We start from the raw sequence: 14,470 nt of genomic DNA, 5'->3' as shown, positions 1-14,470 counted from the left end.
CGGAGAGATCCGGGACGGCCTTTTCTTTTCCCGTCCGATCCGGACGTTTCCGGACTTGCTCTCAACGCGCCATCATGTGACCATAACCGACATGAGGCGCCGAAGATGCGCCCGTGACAGTGCGACGGCCGACGGGGGCCGGCCGCCGCTCGAGCAAGAGCCGAGAGGAGGCCGGCAACATGGAGACACACCCAGGCGAAAGATTTACGGGACCCAAGTGCATTGCCATCGTGGGTCCCCTGGAAAGCGGCAAGAGTACCCTGCTCAACGCCATCCTCATGCGAACGGGCGCGCAGCCCTTCACTCCCCCGACATCCGGTCCCGCAACGCATTCCATGACAACGGAGGCCTGCTTCGCCACCACCAGCTTCATGGGCGAGAGCATGACATTCGTGGACTGCCCGGGATCGGTCGAATTCGCCCACGAGGCGGGCCCCGTGATCGCAGCGGCGGACGTGGCGGTGATAGTGGCCGATGCAGATGACAAGAAACTGCCGCAGCTCCAGCTACTGATGCGCCAGCTGGAGGAGCTCGGAATCCCCCGCATCCTGTTCCTGAACAAGATCGACAAGAGCACGGCGGGCGTGCGCGAGACCCTGCAGATCTTCCAGCCGATCAGCTCCACGCCCCTGCTGCTGCGGCAGATTCCGCTGCGAAAGGACGGCATCGTGGTGGGGTCGATCGACCTCGCACTCGAACGGGCCTACATCTACCAGGAGCATGCACCGAGCGAGATCGCGCCGATCCCTGACGAGGAAAAGGCGCGCGAGGTGGCAGCACGCTTCTCGATGCTGGAAACGCTGGCCGATCAGGATGACGCGCTGCTCGAGCAACTGTTGCAGGAAATCGAGCCGCCGCGTGACGCCATCTTCAACGACCTCGCATCGGACCTGCGCGCGGGCACGGTGACGCCGGTGCTGATCGGTAACGCCGAAAAGGGCCACGGGGTGCTGCGCCTCCTCAAGACGCTGCGGCACGACGCCCCGGACGTGACGGCGACACGCCGCCGCCTTGGTGTCGACGGCAACGGAACGCTCGTCCAGGTGATGAAGACGGTGCATACGAGCCACGGCGGCAAGGTCTCGATTGCGCGCGTGCTTTCGGGACATATCAGCGACGGCGCGGATTTCGGCGCGGCGGGCCGCATCTCCGGCATCTACCGCATGAACGGCAAGGAACAGGCGAAGATTTCCTCTGCAGATGAAGGCGAGACAGTGGCGCTCGGCAAGATCGAGGGCGCGCGGACAGGCGACGTGCTCGGCGCCGGCAAGGCCGTCAGCGCGCCGCGCCGGATCGAACTGAAGCGGCCCGAGCCGGTGTTTTCCATGGCAGTGCGCCCGGCGGACCGAAAGGACGAAGCGAAACTTTCGGCCTGCCTGCAGAAGCTGATCGAGGAGGACCCGTCGCTTGCGCTGGTTCAGAGGAAGGAGACGGGCGAGACGCTGCTGTCCGGCCAGGGCGAGATGCACCTGCGCCACGCGAAGGAGCAGCTCGAGAGGCGCTATCAGATCGTGGTCGACATGCGGATGCCAGCCGTACCTTACCTCGAGACGATCCGGAGGGAGGTGACGCAGCGGGGACGCCACAAGAAGCAATCGGGGGGCCACGGCCAGTTCGGCGACGTGGTGCTGGAGATCGCGCCGCTCCCACGCGGCAGCGGCTTCGTGTTCACGGAATCCATCACCGGCGGCGTCGTGCCCAAGCAGTACATTCCGTCGGTCGAGGCCGGCGTGCGCGAAGCCATGCAGCGCGGACCGCTGGGCTTTCCGGTGGTGGATATTCGGGTGAACCTCGCCGATGGTTCCTACCATTCGGTCGACTCGTCCGACATGGCGTTCCAGATGGCGGCGAAGCTCGCCATGCGGGAGGGCCTGCCACTCGCGAGCCCGGTCCTGCTGGAGCCGATCCTCAAGGTTTCCATCGACACGCCCTCGGACGCGACGGCCAAGGTCACGGCGATCCTTTCGCAACGGCGCGGACAGATCCTGGGCTTCGAAACCCGCACCGACCTGCCTGGATGGGACGTGGTGGAAGCGCTGGTGCCGGAAGCGGAGATGGGCAATCTCATCATCGAGCTTCGCTCGGCGACAGCCGGCGCAGGCACCTATCGCGCCGAGCTTAACCATATGGCCGAATTGACCGGGCGGCTGGCAGATGATGTGCTTGCAGCGCAGGGCAGATCCGCAGCCTGATCCCTATGGCGGAACGACGGGAGGACTGAGGCGGTAGATTCAATCTGCAAACAAAAAAAAGCCGGATCGAATGATCCGGCTAAGTTAGATGGAGTGCCGTTAGGCAAAACCTCCAGAGGGGAACACTCACGGAGGAAAATGGGAGGAGAACGCCTCCGCGAGTGCCCTCCATATGGGCTGGATCTGCCGAAATAACAAGCACGGTGAAACGCAACTCAGCCATGCGCTGTCCGCATGGCTGGCTAATTATTTTTCCCCCTCGCTGGCCGCACGTGGTCGCTCCCGCCCGGGAAAAATGTTCTTTTTCAATAACATTTACGGACCGGAACGGATAGCAACGCGCCGCCACCCGGAGACAATGGTATCCGCCCCCTCTCGATTCAGAAGGACCAGCTGCGCGACTTGGCAATCAGGAAGTCGCGGAAGACCTGCAGCTTTGCCTGATTTTTCATCGCGTCAGGGTAGCAGAAATAGGTGTCGAAGGACGGCACTTCCGTGTCCGGCATGATCCGCACGAGGCCGCTCGTCTCGTCCACCACGTAGTCCGGTAGCATGGCGATTCCCGCGCCGCGCTGGACCGCCAGCTTTATCGCCGGAATGCTATTGATCTGCAGGGCAGCCGGCCGCTTGACGCCCTCGGGCTTGCCCGCCGTCTCCAGCCAGTTCATGTCGCTCAGGTGCGGGGGAACCGTCTCGCCGAAGATGACCAGGCGATGGCGGTCGAGATCCTCCACCGAATTCGGCTTGCCGTAGCGGCTGATGTAGGCCGGCGAGGCGTAGAGGTGGAAGTGCACCGTGAACATCTTGCGCTGGATCAAGTCCGGCTGCTGCGGCAGGCGCATGCGGATGGCGCAATCGGCCTGGCGCATGGTCAGGTCCAGCTCCTGGTCGTCCAGGATGAGCTGGAGCTGAATGTCAGGATAGAGCTCGCCGAACTCAGGCACGCGCTCGGCCAGCCAGCCGGTGCCCAGGCCGACAGTGGTCGATACGCGCAGCATGCCAGACGGCCTGTCTTTCGTTTCGGACAGGCGCATCTTCACGCTTTCCAGCTTCATCAAGACTTCATGCGCCGTGCGGAAGAGGATTTCTCCCTGTTCCGTGAGCACCAGGCCGCGCGCGTGACGGTGGAACAGGGGGACGCCCACCTCCTGCTCAAGCGCGCTTACCTGCCGTGAAATTGCGGATTGAGAAAGGTGCAATATCTCTGCTGCATGCGTAAACGAGCCGGCCGAAGCGGCCGCGTGGAATACCCTGAGCTTGTCCCAATCCAACTTCAGTTTCCCTCTTTAGAATCGCAAAGCGCCGCATGCCTATTGCTGGCACTTGTCCGGCGCCCTGCGTGATGTGCGACCAGCCGCACCACCCCCCGCACGGGCGAGACCGCCCGCGCCGGCACACTGTCGCTAAACCTGTTCTGCGACCTCCCGAACAGCTCCCTTTTCGGCCAGATATCGTTCAACTTCAAGAGCCGCCATACAGCCCATGCCCGCCGCCGTGACGGCCTGACGGAAAACGTCGTCAGCAACGTCGCCAGCGGCGAAGACGCCCTCGACGCTCGTCTTCGTCGAATTCGGCTCGGTCCAGAGATAGCCGCCCGGCTTCTGCTTGAGCTTGCCCTCAAACAGCTCCACTGCCGGCGCATGGCCGATGGCGATGAACACGCCATCCACGGACAGTTCCGAGACCTCCCCCGTCTTCACGTTGCGGATGCGAATTCCGGTGACGGACGGCGGCAGCGGTGCGCGGCTCGTGTCGCCAACAATCTCCTCGACAACGGAGTCCCAGAGGATCTCGACGTTGTCACGCTGCATCAAGCGCTCCTGCAGGATCCGCTCAGCGCGGAACTCGTCGCGGCGATGAATAACCGTAACCTTTCGCGCGAGGTTCGACAGATAAAGCGCCTCCTCGACGGCCGTGTTGCCGCCACCGACGACCACAACGTCCTTGCCGCGGTAGAAGAAGCCGTCGCAGGTGGCGCAAGCCGAAACGCCGTAACCCATGAAGGTCTGTTCAGAGGGAATGCCCAGCCACTTCGCCTTGGCGCCGGTGGCAATGATGAGCGCGTCACAGGTGTAGACCGTGCCGCTGTCACCCCGGAGCCGGAAGGGACGCGCGGAGATGTCGGCCTCCACGACGATGTCGTTGACGATCTCCGCACCGACATTCTCGGCCTGCTGGCGCATCTGGTCCATCAGCCACGGCCCCTGGACCGGCTCGGCGAAACCGGGATAGTTTTCCACCTCGGTGGTGATCATCAGCTGCCCGCCCTGATCCAGGCCGGTGACGATGAGCGGCTTCAGCATTGCACGAGCCGCATAGATGGCCGCAGTATACCCCGCCGGACCCGATCCGATGATGAGGACAGGAGCGTGACGCGTCGACATTGAGCAAATTCCTTTCTCACGGCTTCTCAAACGGCCGTTAGACATAAGTATCCCATACCCCCTGTTACAAGGCGACGTGCCCAAATTCCAATAGTTATGGCTGGAGGCCACAATCGTGTCCGAAGCTGTGGAAAAGATGGCTTTCGGGGACTTGTTGGCGCAGCTCGCAACATGCCTTAGCCTGCCGTATCGAATACAACGGAATCACTCTGCAGTGCAGAAACTGTGAGGCTTCAATGCCGTTTAAGGCCGAACTCGACGCCATAGACTGGAAAATCCTGCGCGAACTCCAAAAAGACGGTCGGATTACGAATGTCGAACTGTCGCGCCGTGTCGGGATATCAGCTCCCCCGTGCCTGCGGCGCGTGAAGTGGCTCGAGGACAACGGGATCATCCGGGGCTATCGCGCGCTGCTCAACAGCCCCGCCCTAGGATTCGACGTCGTGGCGTTCTGCCTGGTCGGCCTCAATCACCAGTCAGAGGCGGAACTCAAGAACTTCTCCGAGCGCACGAAGGCGTGGCCCATCGTCCGCCGCGCATGGATCGTGTCGGGGGACTCCGACTTCCTCCTGCATTGCGTGGCTCCGGATCTGGCGACCTTCCAGACGTTCGTCATCGACGAACTGACGTCCGTGCCGAATGTGGACACCGTACGCACCGCCCTCACGATCCGCCAGGTCAAGGACGAAGGCTTGGTCCCGATCGACTGACCTGGAACTGATCCTTCCCCGCACATTCCCGAACCCCGTCAATCTACCGGCATTCCAGACCGTCCGTCCTGTCTGCAGCACGGCTCAATCCGGCGGCGCCCTGACCGATGCTGCGGGCCGTCCCCGGCGAGGCCGCCGGCAATAGCCCCGCCCGTGCGCCGTCTCAGAGGTACGGGAGGTCGAAGCCTATCTTGCGCCGCTGACGCAGGCCGAACCAGGAGCACACCCGATTGAAGCCGGAGTATAGCTCACGGATCAGCTTCCGCCCGAGCCGCAGCCGGCGCTTGAACTGCCGCCCCTCGATGTAGCTCCGGGCTCCCCGTCATTCTGCGGGAAAACGTAACGCTCCTGCGTGCAGAGGGCCGGAACGACCTGGTAAACGCGGGAGCGGCGGAATGCCGGCGACACGACGTTGAACATGAACTCGTCCACCGGCGCGCGGAGGATCTCGCTTTCCTTGAGCAAATAGGCCGCGGCCCGCTTCGAGATGATGTAGCCGCCGGTGCAATAGTGATTGAAGCAGAGACGGTGTAGGCGCCGTCCGCCGGGCAGATCCTTTCCGTCACGGCCGATGTAGGTCCGGAAGGGTGCCGCATCCAGCTTGACGATGTCCGCGTCGGCAGGGACCCACTGCGTATCGGCAAGGAGTGCGGCGGCATCCGAGCCGAAAACAATATCGTCCTCAAAGACAGCCACATGCTCGTGCGGGCCCTCCGCGATGCGTTTCCAGCACAGCCGATGGCTCAGAAAGCAGCCCAGCTCGCCCTTCGCCAGCCAGCCGAAATAACCTGGCTGCGGCTGGCAACGCTCAAGTTCTTCCGCAGACAGCTGGCTGCCATCAACGCCGGAAACGCGCTCGAATTCGATGCCGGCTTCGCCAAAGACCCGGCGCATGCGTTCCAAACGATCCGTCGCGCGGTCGAGATTGATCAACAGAACCTTCATGGACGCCTCATCCCTCGCGCCGGCGGATCAGGCAGCCTTATCCGTTTCCCCGGCGCCACCGTGCAAACGGGAAAGCTTTCGCGTCTGGCTGCGGAACCTGTACCGCTGCCATTCGCGGTAAACCCGCTCCAGCAGAGGTTTCGGGGCGTGGATCGTCGTTCCGCCGACCTTCGCGGACCGGCTGAAGACGCCTGAGGGAACGGCAGCCAAGGGATGAACGCCCGTGAGCCAGAACATCTGGAAGAGCACATCCACGGGCCGATCGAAGATTTCCGAGCTCGCGAGAAGACGTTTGGCCGCCTCGCGGGAGACGAGCTGTGCCTGCGCCCCAAGCATCACCGTCTGCGGGCAGACGATGCGTGTCTCGCCATCGGAAGCGATCACGGTTCCCCTGCCCCGAGGCGGTCTAAGGCCAAACTGGATCATCGTGGCAGAGCTGCCATCACACCGGGACTGCGCCAGCCGAAGGGCGTTGCCGAAGATTACTGGATCGATCGAAATGTCGTCCTCCAGCACCAGCGCGGCGTCGAGCCCGCGATCGACGATCTGGCGCCAGGCCTTGCGATGCGACAGGAAACAGGCGATCTCCGCCGGACGTAGCGCGAAGGGGTAAAGCGGCTTCAGCAGCTCGGGCCGATAGACGTGCTCGATCTCTTCGCGGGTCAGGCTCATGCCATCGACGGCGTCCAAAATTTCAACCGGCAGCGGGGCGATCTGTCGAAACAATTCGCTCACTTGCGCCCGGCGACCTTCGGCGCGCTGCAGGTGAATTATGAACGCCTCCAGTTTCATTGCATCCGCCAGAGCTTTTCGTAGACCTCCAGGATCCGGCTTGCCTCGCCTTCAAGGCGGAATTTGGAATGGACCAACCCCAGCGCCGCGTCGGAAGCACGCGCCAGCCGTTCCTCATCATCCATCCAGCCGGCGACGGCCGTGCTCATCGCATCGAGGTCGTCCGGAGGAATGATTTCGCCGGTAACTCCAGGCTCTATCAGCTCCGAGAATGCGCCGACATCCGTCGCGACAACGGGCACGGCGGTCGCCATAGCCTCCAGCGGCGTCAGACCGAAGCCTTCCCAGCGCTGGGGCGCCACGAAAAGGCTCAGGGCCCGGTAATAGCGCGGAATGTCCTTGCGCTCGCCGAGGAAGAGGATGCGGTCAGCGAGGCCCGCCTTCTCGACGCGCGCGCGCAGATCGGACTCGAATTCGGCGTGGCTCGCGGTCGTGCGGCCGGTGATGATCGCCGACCAGCCCGGACGATCCGGCAACACCCGGATCATCGTGTCGACGAACAGGTCCGTGCCCTTCTGGTGGCGGACGCGCCCGAAACAGCCGACATAACGCTGCGCCGGATCGAGCCCGAGCGAGCGGATTGCCTCCGCCTTGTCGGCGGGCGGCGAGAAGCGATCCACGTCCACCCCGTGCATGATGACGGTGTTTTCGACCAGCAGGTAACGGGCCGACTTGTGGCTCGTGGCAATCACCGCATCCATATGCCGGATGAGCCAGCGGGTGTAACGGGTGTGGTGGCGCTGGGAGGCCGAGGTAAAGACCAGCCGCAGCGGAGCGCGGAAGACATGCTTGAGGATGATTCCTGCAAGCATTTCCGGGTTACGGCGGGCGTGCCAGATGCGAAAGGGCTTGCCTTCGGGCCTGAGCAGCAGGCCCGGAACCTGCCACCACCGGAGCTTGGGTAAATTGTCCGGCAGACCCGGCCCCAGCGCCGCGATACCGGTCATGCGGGACTGCAGCGGCAGAAGCTGGATGATGGTGCTGGTCACGCCGGAGAGGCGCCGCTTGAAGTTCGGCGCGATGACATAGGTCCGGCGCAGATCAGGGGCCGGAGAAGCTTCAGCTGCTTCCCCCTCCCCTGCTCTGCGAGTCTCGTTCATGGGAAAACGATCAGATGTACTGGATGCTGACGAGCTCGTAGCCACGAGCGCCGCCCGGAGCGTTGACCTCGATCGTGTCGCCAACGGACTTGCCGATCAGGGCGCGCGCAATCGGGGAAGAAATGGAGATGCGACCGGCCTTCACGTCGGCCTCCTGATCGCCGACGATCTGGTAGGTCTTCTCCTCCTCGGTCTCCTCGTCGACGAGGACCACCGTGGCACCGAACTTCACCGTGTCGCCGGAGAGCTTCTTCACGTCGATCACCTCGGCGCGCGCAATGAGATCCTCAAGCTCGGCGATACGACCCTCGTTGAGGCTCTGCGCCTCCTTCGCGGCGTGATACTCCGCGTTCTCGGAAAGATCGCCATGGGCCCGCGCTTCCGAAATGGCGTCGATGATGCGCGGACGCTCTTCCTGCTGGCGCCAGCGAAGTTCCTCCTTCAGCGCCTCGTAGCCAGAAAGAGTCATCGGGACCTTGTTCATATCTGCATCACCTTAGTTCTGACCGCTACGCACCATTGCGCATGCGACGACACACAAAAAGAAAACGGTCCGAAACCAATGGCTACGGACCCGCTTCATTCACTCGCGCATCAATATAGCAAGCTTTGAGAATTTTTCATCAGCATTTTTTGGCGTTAGACACAGACGGAAGCCCCCCGCCGGCTGCTGCCTGCTCCCTGGGCAGATCCTTAACAATGTGCGCTCGTGCCCCCTACCAGTTCCGCTTAACTTTCGCTATTCAACGGCGTCCCTTCCAAACCGGCTCAAAGAGTCTCCCATGCCGCGTTATCAAGCAAACTTGATGCTTCTCCTGGCCGGCGCCCTGTGGGGCATGGGGTTCGTCGCGCAATCCAGCGCGATGAACGCGATCGGACCGCTCACCTTCATCGGCTCGCGGTTTCTGCTCGCCTTCATCCTGATTCTGCCGTTCGCCCTGAGGGAAAGCGCGCGGGCCCGGCACCGGCTGACGCGAAGGGACTGGCAGATGTTCGGGCTGATCGGGTTCCTGATGTTCTGCGGCATGACGGCCCAGCAGATCGGCCTGCTCACCACCACGGTCACCAACTCGGGCTTTCTCACCGGCCTCTACGTGGTGATGGTGCCGTTCGTGGGCGTTCTGCTGTTCCGGCAGTGGCCCGCGCCGATCGTGTGGCCGGCTGCCCTGCTCGCCCTTCTCGGCATCTGGCTTTTGTCCGGAGCGAATACCGTGGAAGGCCTCACCACCGGCGACTGGCTGACCATCCTGTGCGCGGGAATCTGGGCGCTGCAGGTGTTCTTCATCGCCCGCAGCGCGTCCCACACCGGCAGGCCGGTGACGCTGGCGGTGACCCAGTTCGGAGTGACCGGCGCAATCGCCCTCGTGCTCGCTCCGTTCTTCGAGCCGATCCATCTCACGGCCCTGCACGATGCGATGCTGGAGATTTTCTACGCCGGCGTCTTCTCCGGCGGCATTGCCTTCACGCTGCAGGTCGTGGGACAGCGCCACACGACAGCACCGCAGGCCGCGCTGCTACTTTCGTCGGAAGCCGTGTTCGCCGCCATCTTCGGCGCCATCTTCCTCGGCGACCGCGTCCCGCCCATCGGCCTCCTCGGCTGCGGACTGATCTTCATCGCGATCCTGATGGTGGAGGTGCTGCCCGCGCTCAGGAGCAAACCCGCCACGACCTGACGGCGCAGACCATCTTTCCGCCACACTCCTGAACGCGGGCACAGAGCTTTCGTTTACCGTTGGCCGCTAGAGTTTTTGGCCAAACGATTATCGAAGCATCAGTACCTGCGTTCAGAGGCAATCCAGTGGCCGAACGGACCTCCCACAGCGACAAGCCCTTCAGCAACCGGAAATCATCCGCACGCGCGGCGGCCGCGCTGTCCATGGCGCTGCTTGCGAGCGGACTTTCCGCCTGCTCGGTGGATGATCTGCTGCGCCCCTCGGCGGATGTGGGCTTAGGCAATGCCGGGGTGGTCAGCACCGCCGTGCACATGCCCGCAGCCACCTCACGCGCCTACATGACGCCGATGCCTCCGCTTTCGCCGAACGCCTACATGCCAGCCGACGAGGTTGACTGCCGCAAGCAGCTCAAGCGGCTGGGCGTGACATTCCGCGAACTGCCGCCGATCGACGAGGGCGGTGCCTGCCGCATCGACCATCCCGTCCAGGTGATCTCGCTCTCCGGCGGCATCGAGATCAAGCCTGCGGTCACGCTCAACTGCCAGATGGCCGTCGCCTTTGCGACGTGGACGAAGCGAGAGCTCGCGCCCGCCGCGCGCTGGCGCTACTTCTCCGGTATCCGGACCATACGCCAAGGATCGGGCTATTCCTGCAGGAAGATCAACGGAACATCGGTGGCGTCCGAGCACTCGACCGGCAACGCAATCGACATCATGTCCATCACGCTGAAGAATGGAAAGACCATCGACGTGCGCAAGCCCGGCCTGTTCGCGTTCCGCCAGCGCAGCCTGCTCAACAAGGTCCGATCGGAAGGATGCGATTATTTCACAACCGTCCTCGGACCGGGTTACAACCGTGACCACGCGGACCACTTCCATTTCGACATCAAGAACCGGCGAAACGGTTACCGCGCCTGCCGGTAACCGCGTCTGCCGGTAGTAGCGTTCCGGACGCGAATGCTCTAATTGTAGTGCCGGCGCACAGGAGCGCGGCTGTTCCAGAGAAACCTCATGCTCGCAATTGAAATTGCGATCCTCGTACTGCTCATCCTTTTCAACGGCTTCATGGCCATGTCCGAGCTGGCGGTCGTCTCCGCCCGTCCCGCCCTGCTGCGTTCCCGCAGCGAACGGGGTGAGAAGGGGGCGACGCGAGCCCTGAAGCTGGCCGAAGACCCCGGCCGCTTCCTCTCGACGGTGCAGATCGGCATCACGCTGGTCGGCATCCTGTCCGGTGCCTTCTCGGGCGCCACCATCGGCGTCCGGCTCGGCGAGTGGCTGATGAGCATCGGCATGTCCGCCACCATGGCCAACGCCCTGGGCGTCGGTATCGTGGTCGCCATCATCACCTATGTGTCGCTCGTGGCCGGTGAGCTCGTTCCGAAGCAGATCGCCCTGCGAAAGGCCGAGGACATCGCGATTCTCGTGGCGCCCTTCATGCTTAGCCTGTCGAAGGTAGCGCTTCCGCTGGTATGGCTGCTCGACATTTCGGGACGGTTCGTCCTGAAGCTGCTCGGCCAGAGCGCGGACGATTCGCAAAACGTGACGGACGAGGAGATTCGTAGCCTTATCGCCGAGGCCGCCCGCACCGGAACCATCGAAGTCGAGGAAAAGCAGATGATTTCCGGCGTCATGCGGCTTGCCGACCGCAAGGCGCGCGCCATCATGACCCCGCGCAACGAGGTCGAGTGGATCGACATCAACGCGGATCAGGAGAAGATCCGGGAGACGCTGCGCAACACTGAACATACCCGTCTGCCCGCGGGCGATGGCACCATCGAGCAGATGCTGGGCGTGATCAACACCCGCGAGCTGCTGACCGCGGAACTCTCGGGCAAGCCGCTGAACCTGCGCGAGCACGTGCGGCAGGCCCCCGTCGTGCTGGATTTCGTCGATGCGCTGGACGTGCTGAAGACCCTGCGCGAGGCGGAAGTGCCGGTGGCGCTCGTCCACGACGAATACGGTTCCTTCGAGGGTATCATTACGCCTGCCGACATTCTCGAGGCCATCGCCGGGGCCTTCAAGTCGGACCAGGACGAGGACGATGTCGACGTCGTCCAGCGCGCCGACGGCTCGTGGCTGTTGCCGGGGCTCATGCCCGCCGACGAAATGGCCGACCTGCTGGGCATCACACTGCCGTCCGACCACAGCTACGCCACGCTGGCAGGCTTCCTGCTGTCCTACACGCAGGAATTGCCGCGCACCGGCACGATCGTCAATGCACTCGGCTGGGAGTTCGAAATCGTCGACCTCGACGGCCGCCGCATCGACCGGGTCATCGCACGGCGGGAGGGGGCTGCAGCCGCCACCGCCGCCGGCTGACCGGCACCACCCTCAGAAGGGGCCGGGCGGCCACGGGATTGATGCCGACTCCAGAAGCCGCCATTCCGATCAAAAATATCTCAGAGCCCTTCGGGGCTCACCCGAGCCCCGCGGGCGGCCGCCGGGTGACGGTCGCCCGGCCCTCAGCGCAAGCCCATGGGCGGGCGATGGTCCTATCCCTCCGGCGGAACCGGAGTCGGGCGACCTGTTTCATCCAGCGCCACCATCACGAATTCCGCGCTCGTCACCAGTTCAAGCCGATGCGTGAGGTAACGGCGCACCCAGGCTTCCACCTGCAAGGTGATCGACGTGCGGCCGATCCTGGAAATCTGCGTGTAAACCGCCAGCGTATCGCCAATCTTCACGGGCTTGCGGAAGGCCATCTCACGAACGGCCGCCGTCACGACGCGCCCCTTGGCGCGTTCGGCCGCGCGGATGCCGCTGGCAATATCCATCTGCGACATCACCCAGCCACCGAAAATGTCGCCGGCGGCATTGGCGTCACCAGGCATGGCCTGCGTTCTCAAGGTCAGCTCACCCTGCGGAAAAGCTTCGGACATTCAAGAAATCCTCTGTTCTCAATCAATGGAGACACGTTCCGTTTGAGCGCGGAACATCCTCCTGCTGCTGCAAATCCGTTTACCCAACCCCCATAGAAGATCCGAGAAGCCGTGCAACAGTCAACCGCAGCAGCGCCATACCCCCCGGTTTCCAGCCCAGCGCCCGCAGGCGATCCGTCCGCATGGCGTTGACCGCCGAAGCGTCCGCGCGGGGCGGCAGTTCGTGCAAGCTGCCGGAAAGGTCGCGCACGATGGCGAGCAGGTCGCGCCAGTCCAGCAGAAGGTCCGAGACGTTGAGAACCGGCGGCGGCGGGTCGGGCATCTCCAATACCAGGCGAAAAGCAGACGCCACATCGCTGCCGTGCACTTCCGTTCCCGCGCGCGGGGGGAGCGGCCGTCCGGCGAGATAATCCGCAAAGAGGGAGGCCCATTTGTGCTCCCGCCCCGGACCGGCGGGTCCATAGACCCCGGTTACCCGCAGGGTCACGCCATGAAAAGCGCCCCCACCCAGCGCGGCAAGTGCCTGTTCGACCTCGAGCTTCGCCAAACCGTAGAGTGTGTCGGGCCGTGGCATATCATCCTCATCAAGCAGCACGCCGGGCGGACGCGGACCGTAGACGGCGCGGCTCGACAGGAAAACAGCGCGACTGACACCCGCTGCTCTTGCCGCCTCGAAGAGCGCAATGCTACCCGCCGCGTTGCGGCGGCGGAAACCTTCCGGATCATCCCCCTCCCCGCCGCGATACCTGCCGGGAACATGGTCAAACGCCGCGTGGACGAAGAAGGACGCTCCATCGAAGAGCGTTGGTGAAACCGGGGTATCGCCGAGTTGCAGCCGCGCGAAGGCCACTGCCCCGGAGAAATAGCCCACCGGCGGGGCCGTGCGGTTCAGCACCGTCACGTCATAGCCGGCGGCGAGCAGATCCTCGACGATGAACCGCCCGACATAACCCGTTCCACCGGAGACAACTGCCTTTTTCATGACGGATTGGGAAGCCGATCAGGATCGGGAATGGCCCTGCCCTCATAGCAGGCGAACCAGAGATCAATGAGGGGCCGGAGCCGTTCCCGCTTCGGATGGTTCTCCTGCCAGGGCTTCTCATACTGGTAATGGACAACATGGACCGACCGCCAGTCCCACAGGTCCGGCAGGTTGAACCAGACATACTGAAGCATGTTGTAGAAGACCGGCAGGCCATGCCAGCCAGGGAAGTAGGTCTGAAGGAAGGTCTGGTCCGTCCGCGGCCAGAAGGCGCCCGGCGCGTCGAGCGCCTTCAGCATCGCGTCGTATGTATCCATCGACGGGGCGGCGACGAAGACGCCCGAGTTGAGCCGGTGGAAGTCCTTCAGGCTTTCGTAGACATTCGGCGCGGCGGAAAACTCGGGATAGGTGAACAGCCGGTCGATGTTGCGGATGACGATGGCATCGGCATCGATGAAGACCACGCGGTCGTATTCCACCAGCGTCCAGAGGCGCAGCTTGACGAAATTGTCGAGCGGCGTGTGAAAGGCCGGCTTGCCGCCCTTGGTAAACGGCGCGAGCGCGTGAATGCGTTCGCGCTGGTGGCGTTCGTTGAATTCGGTGGATGTGGGCAGCAGATCCGCTTCCACCAGGCGCGCACCCAAGACCTCGAGGGGACGGAGCGCATTTCCTTCCACACCTCCGGTGTGCAGCACGACGATGTCCGCCCCGGTGCCCGTGTTTCTCAAGGAATGGACCAGCGCCAGCGCGCCCTTGGCGTAATCGGCGTTGGTCACCAGCGTGACATAGGCGTATCGCAAGAGGCGCTCCGCTT

The 14,470-nt window shown here is 63.5% G+C and carries 14 protein-coding genes; 5 read left to right on the top strand and 9 right to left on the bottom strand.

The annotated features are described in order from the left end of the window. The first annotated feature begins 179 nt into the window (after positions 1–179). Positions 180–2,192, top strand: coding sequence for an elongation factor G (locus ABD906_RS08895; protein WP_345099148.1), 2,013 nt, complete (start codon positions 180–182; stop codon positions 2,190–2,192). 380 nt (positions 2,193–2,572) lie between these two features. Here ABD906_RS08895 and ABD906_RS08890 read toward each other — a convergent pair whose 3' ends face one another. Together ABD906_RS08890 and trxB are read right to left on the bottom strand one after the other, a co-directional pair. After that, positions 2,573–3,469 carry a LysR family transcriptional regulator gene (locus tag ABD906_RS08890; RefSeq protein WP_345099240.1) on the bottom strand — a complete coding sequence of 299 codons (897 nt, stop codon included), beginning with the start codon at positions 3,467–3,469 and terminating at the stop codon, positions 2,573–2,575. 126 nt (positions 3,470–3,595) lie between these two features. Then, the gene (trxB, locus tag ABD906_RS08885; RefSeq protein WP_345099147.1) at positions 3,596–4,576 is read right to left on the bottom strand and encodes a thioredoxin-disulfide reductase; all 981 of its coding nucleotides are present in this window, start codon (positions 4,574–4,576) and stop codon (positions 3,596–3,598) included. A 236-nt stretch (positions 4,577–4,812) separates the two neighbouring features. On the opposite strand from trxB, the gene ABD906_RS08880 reads away from it, so the two are divergent. Next, the gene (locus tag ABD906_RS08880; RefSeq protein WP_165278615.1) at positions 4,813–5,286 is read left to right on the top strand and encodes a winged helix-turn-helix transcriptional regulator; all 474 of its coding nucleotides are present in this window, start codon (positions 4,813–4,815) and stop codon (positions 5,284–5,286) included. A gap of 255 nt (positions 5,287–5,541) precedes the next feature. Here the strand turns inward: ABD906_RS08880 and ABD906_RS08875 are convergent, their stop codons facing one another. Genes ABD906_RS08875 through greA form a run of 4 tightly spaced genes read right to left on the bottom strand, consistent with a single transcriptional unit; the run spans position 5,542 to position 8,607 of the window. Next, positions 5,542–6,231, bottom strand: coding sequence for a glycosyltransferase family 25 protein (locus ABD906_RS08875; protein ID WP_345099146.1), 690 nt, complete (start codon positions 6,229–6,231; stop codon positions 5,542–5,544). 27 nt (positions 6,232–6,258) lie between these two features. After that, the gene (locus ABD906_RS08870; protein ID WP_165278617.1) at positions 6,259–7,023 is read right to left on the bottom strand and encodes a glycosyltransferase family 25 protein; all 765 of its coding nucleotides are present in this window, start codon (positions 7,021–7,023) and stop codon (positions 6,259–6,261) included. Beyond that, positions 7,020–8,123, bottom strand: a complete 1,104-nt coding sequence (locus ABD906_RS08865) for a glycosyltransferase (RefSeq protein ID WP_165278618.1) — start codon at positions 8,121–8,123, stop codon at positions 7,020–7,022. Before ABD906_RS08865 ends, ABD906_RS08870 begins: the two co-directional genes overlap by 4 nt. Positions 8,124–8,133: 10 nt before the next feature. Continuing rightward, positions 8,134–8,607 carry a transcription elongation factor GreA gene (greA, locus tag ABD906_RS08860; protein ID WP_165278619.1) on the bottom strand — a complete coding sequence of 158 codons (474 nt, stop codon included), beginning with the start codon at positions 8,605–8,607 and terminating at the stop codon, positions 8,134–8,136. A 298-nt stretch (positions 8,608–8,905) separates the two neighbouring features. On the opposite strand from greA, the gene ABD906_RS08855 reads away from it, so the two are divergent. The 3 genes from ABD906_RS08855 to ABD906_RS08845 all read left to right on the top strand — a co-directional run bounded on the left by ABD906_RS08855 (position 8,906) and on the right by ABD906_RS08845 (position 12,114). Further along, positions 8,906–9,796 carry an EamA family transporter gene (locus ABD906_RS08855; RefSeq protein WP_165278620.1) on the top strand — a complete coding sequence of 297 codons (891 nt, stop codon included), beginning with the start codon at positions 8,906–8,908 and terminating at the stop codon, positions 9,794–9,796. A gap of 203 nt (positions 9,797–9,999) precedes the next feature. Then, a complete protein-coding gene (locus tag ABD906_RS08850; RefSeq protein WP_345099239.1) occupies positions 10,000–10,719 on the top strand; it encodes an extensin-like domain-containing protein in 720 nt (239 codons plus the stop codon). 87 nt (positions 10,720–10,806) lie between these two features. After that, positions 10,807–12,114, top strand: coding sequence for a CNNM domain-containing protein (locus tag ABD906_RS08845; protein ID WP_165278621.1), 1,308 nt, complete (start codon positions 10,807–10,809; stop codon positions 12,112–12,114). A 173-nt stretch (positions 12,115–12,287) separates the two neighbouring features. Here ABD906_RS08845 and ABD906_RS08840 read toward each other — a convergent pair whose 3' ends face one another. From ABD906_RS08840 to ABD906_RS08830, 3 genes are all read right to left on the bottom strand, one after another. Next, the gene (locus tag ABD906_RS08840) at positions 12,288–12,674 is read right to left on the bottom strand and encodes a hotdog domain-containing protein (RefSeq protein WP_165278622.1); all 387 of its coding nucleotides are present in this window, start codon (positions 12,672–12,674) and stop codon (positions 12,288–12,290) included. Between the two features lie 79 nt (positions 12,675–12,753). Then, positions 12,754–13,656, bottom strand: coding sequence for an NAD-dependent epimerase/dehydratase family protein (locus ABD906_RS08835; RefSeq protein ID WP_345099145.1), 903 nt, complete (start codon positions 13,654–13,656; stop codon positions 12,754–12,756). Continuing rightward, the gene (locus ABD906_RS08830) at positions 13,653–14,456 is read right to left on the bottom strand and encodes a glycosyltransferase (protein WP_345099144.1); all 804 of its coding nucleotides are present in this window, start codon (positions 14,454–14,456) and stop codon (positions 13,653–13,655) included. Before ABD906_RS08830 ends, ABD906_RS08835 begins: the two co-directional genes overlap by 4 nt. Positions 14,457–14,470 lie beyond the last annotated feature (14 nt).

Origin of the sequence: Chelativorans composti, assembly GCF_039541695.1 — a bacterium.
Taxonomy (GTDB): Bacteria; Pseudomonadota; Alphaproteobacteria; order Rhizobiales; family Rhizobiaceae; genus Chelativorans; species Chelativorans composti.
Note: the sequence above shows the minus strand (reverse complement) of the source record. Positions and strands in the feature narration are given on the sequence as shown.

Coding starts and splice junctions, on each gene's coding strand:
- ABD906_RS08895 (WP_345099148.1), top strand. CDS start 180: ATGGAGACACACCCAGGCGAAAGATTTACGGGACCCAAGTGCATTGCC.
- ABD906_RS08855 (WP_165278620.1), top strand. CDS start 8,906: ATGCCGCGTTATCAAGCAAACTTGATGCTTCTCCTGGCCGGCGCCCTG.
- ABD906_RS08880 (WP_165278615.1), top strand. CDS start 4,813: ATGCCGTTTAAGGCCGAACTCGACGCCATAGACTGGAAAATCCTGCGC.
- trxB (WP_345099147.1), bottom strand. CDS start 4,576: ATGTCGACGCGTCACGCTCCTGTCCTCATCATCGGATCGGGTCCGGCG.
- ABD906_RS08870 (WP_165278617.1), bottom strand. CDS start 7,023: ATGAAACTGGAGGCGTTCATAATTCACCTGCAGCGCGCCGAAGGTCGC.
- ABD906_RS08845 (WP_165278621.1), top strand. CDS start 10,807: ATGCTCGCAATTGAAATTGCGATCCTCGTACTGCTCATCCTTTTCAAC.
- ABD906_RS08840 (WP_165278622.1), bottom strand. CDS start 12,674: ATGTCCGAAGCTTTTCCGCAGGGTGAGCTGACCTTGAGAACGCAGGCC.
- ABD906_RS08865 (WP_165278618.1), bottom strand. CDS start 8,123: ATGAACGAGACTCGCAGAGCAGGGGAGGGGGAAGCAGCTGAAGCTTCT.
- greA (WP_165278619.1), bottom strand. CDS start 8,607: ATGAACAAGGTCCCGATGACTCTTTCTGGCTACGAGGCGCTGAAGGAG.
- ABD906_RS08875 (WP_345099146.1), bottom strand. CDS start 6,231: ATGAAGGTTCTGTTGATCAATCTCGACCGCGCGACGGATCGTTTGGAA.
- ABD906_RS08835 (WP_345099145.1), bottom strand. CDS start 13,656: ATGAAAAAGGCAGTTGTCTCCGGTGGAACGGGTTATGTCGGGCGGTTC.
- ABD906_RS08850 (WP_345099239.1), top strand. CDS start 10,000: ATGGCGCTGCTTGCGAGCGGACTTTCCGCCTGCTCGGTGGATGATCTG.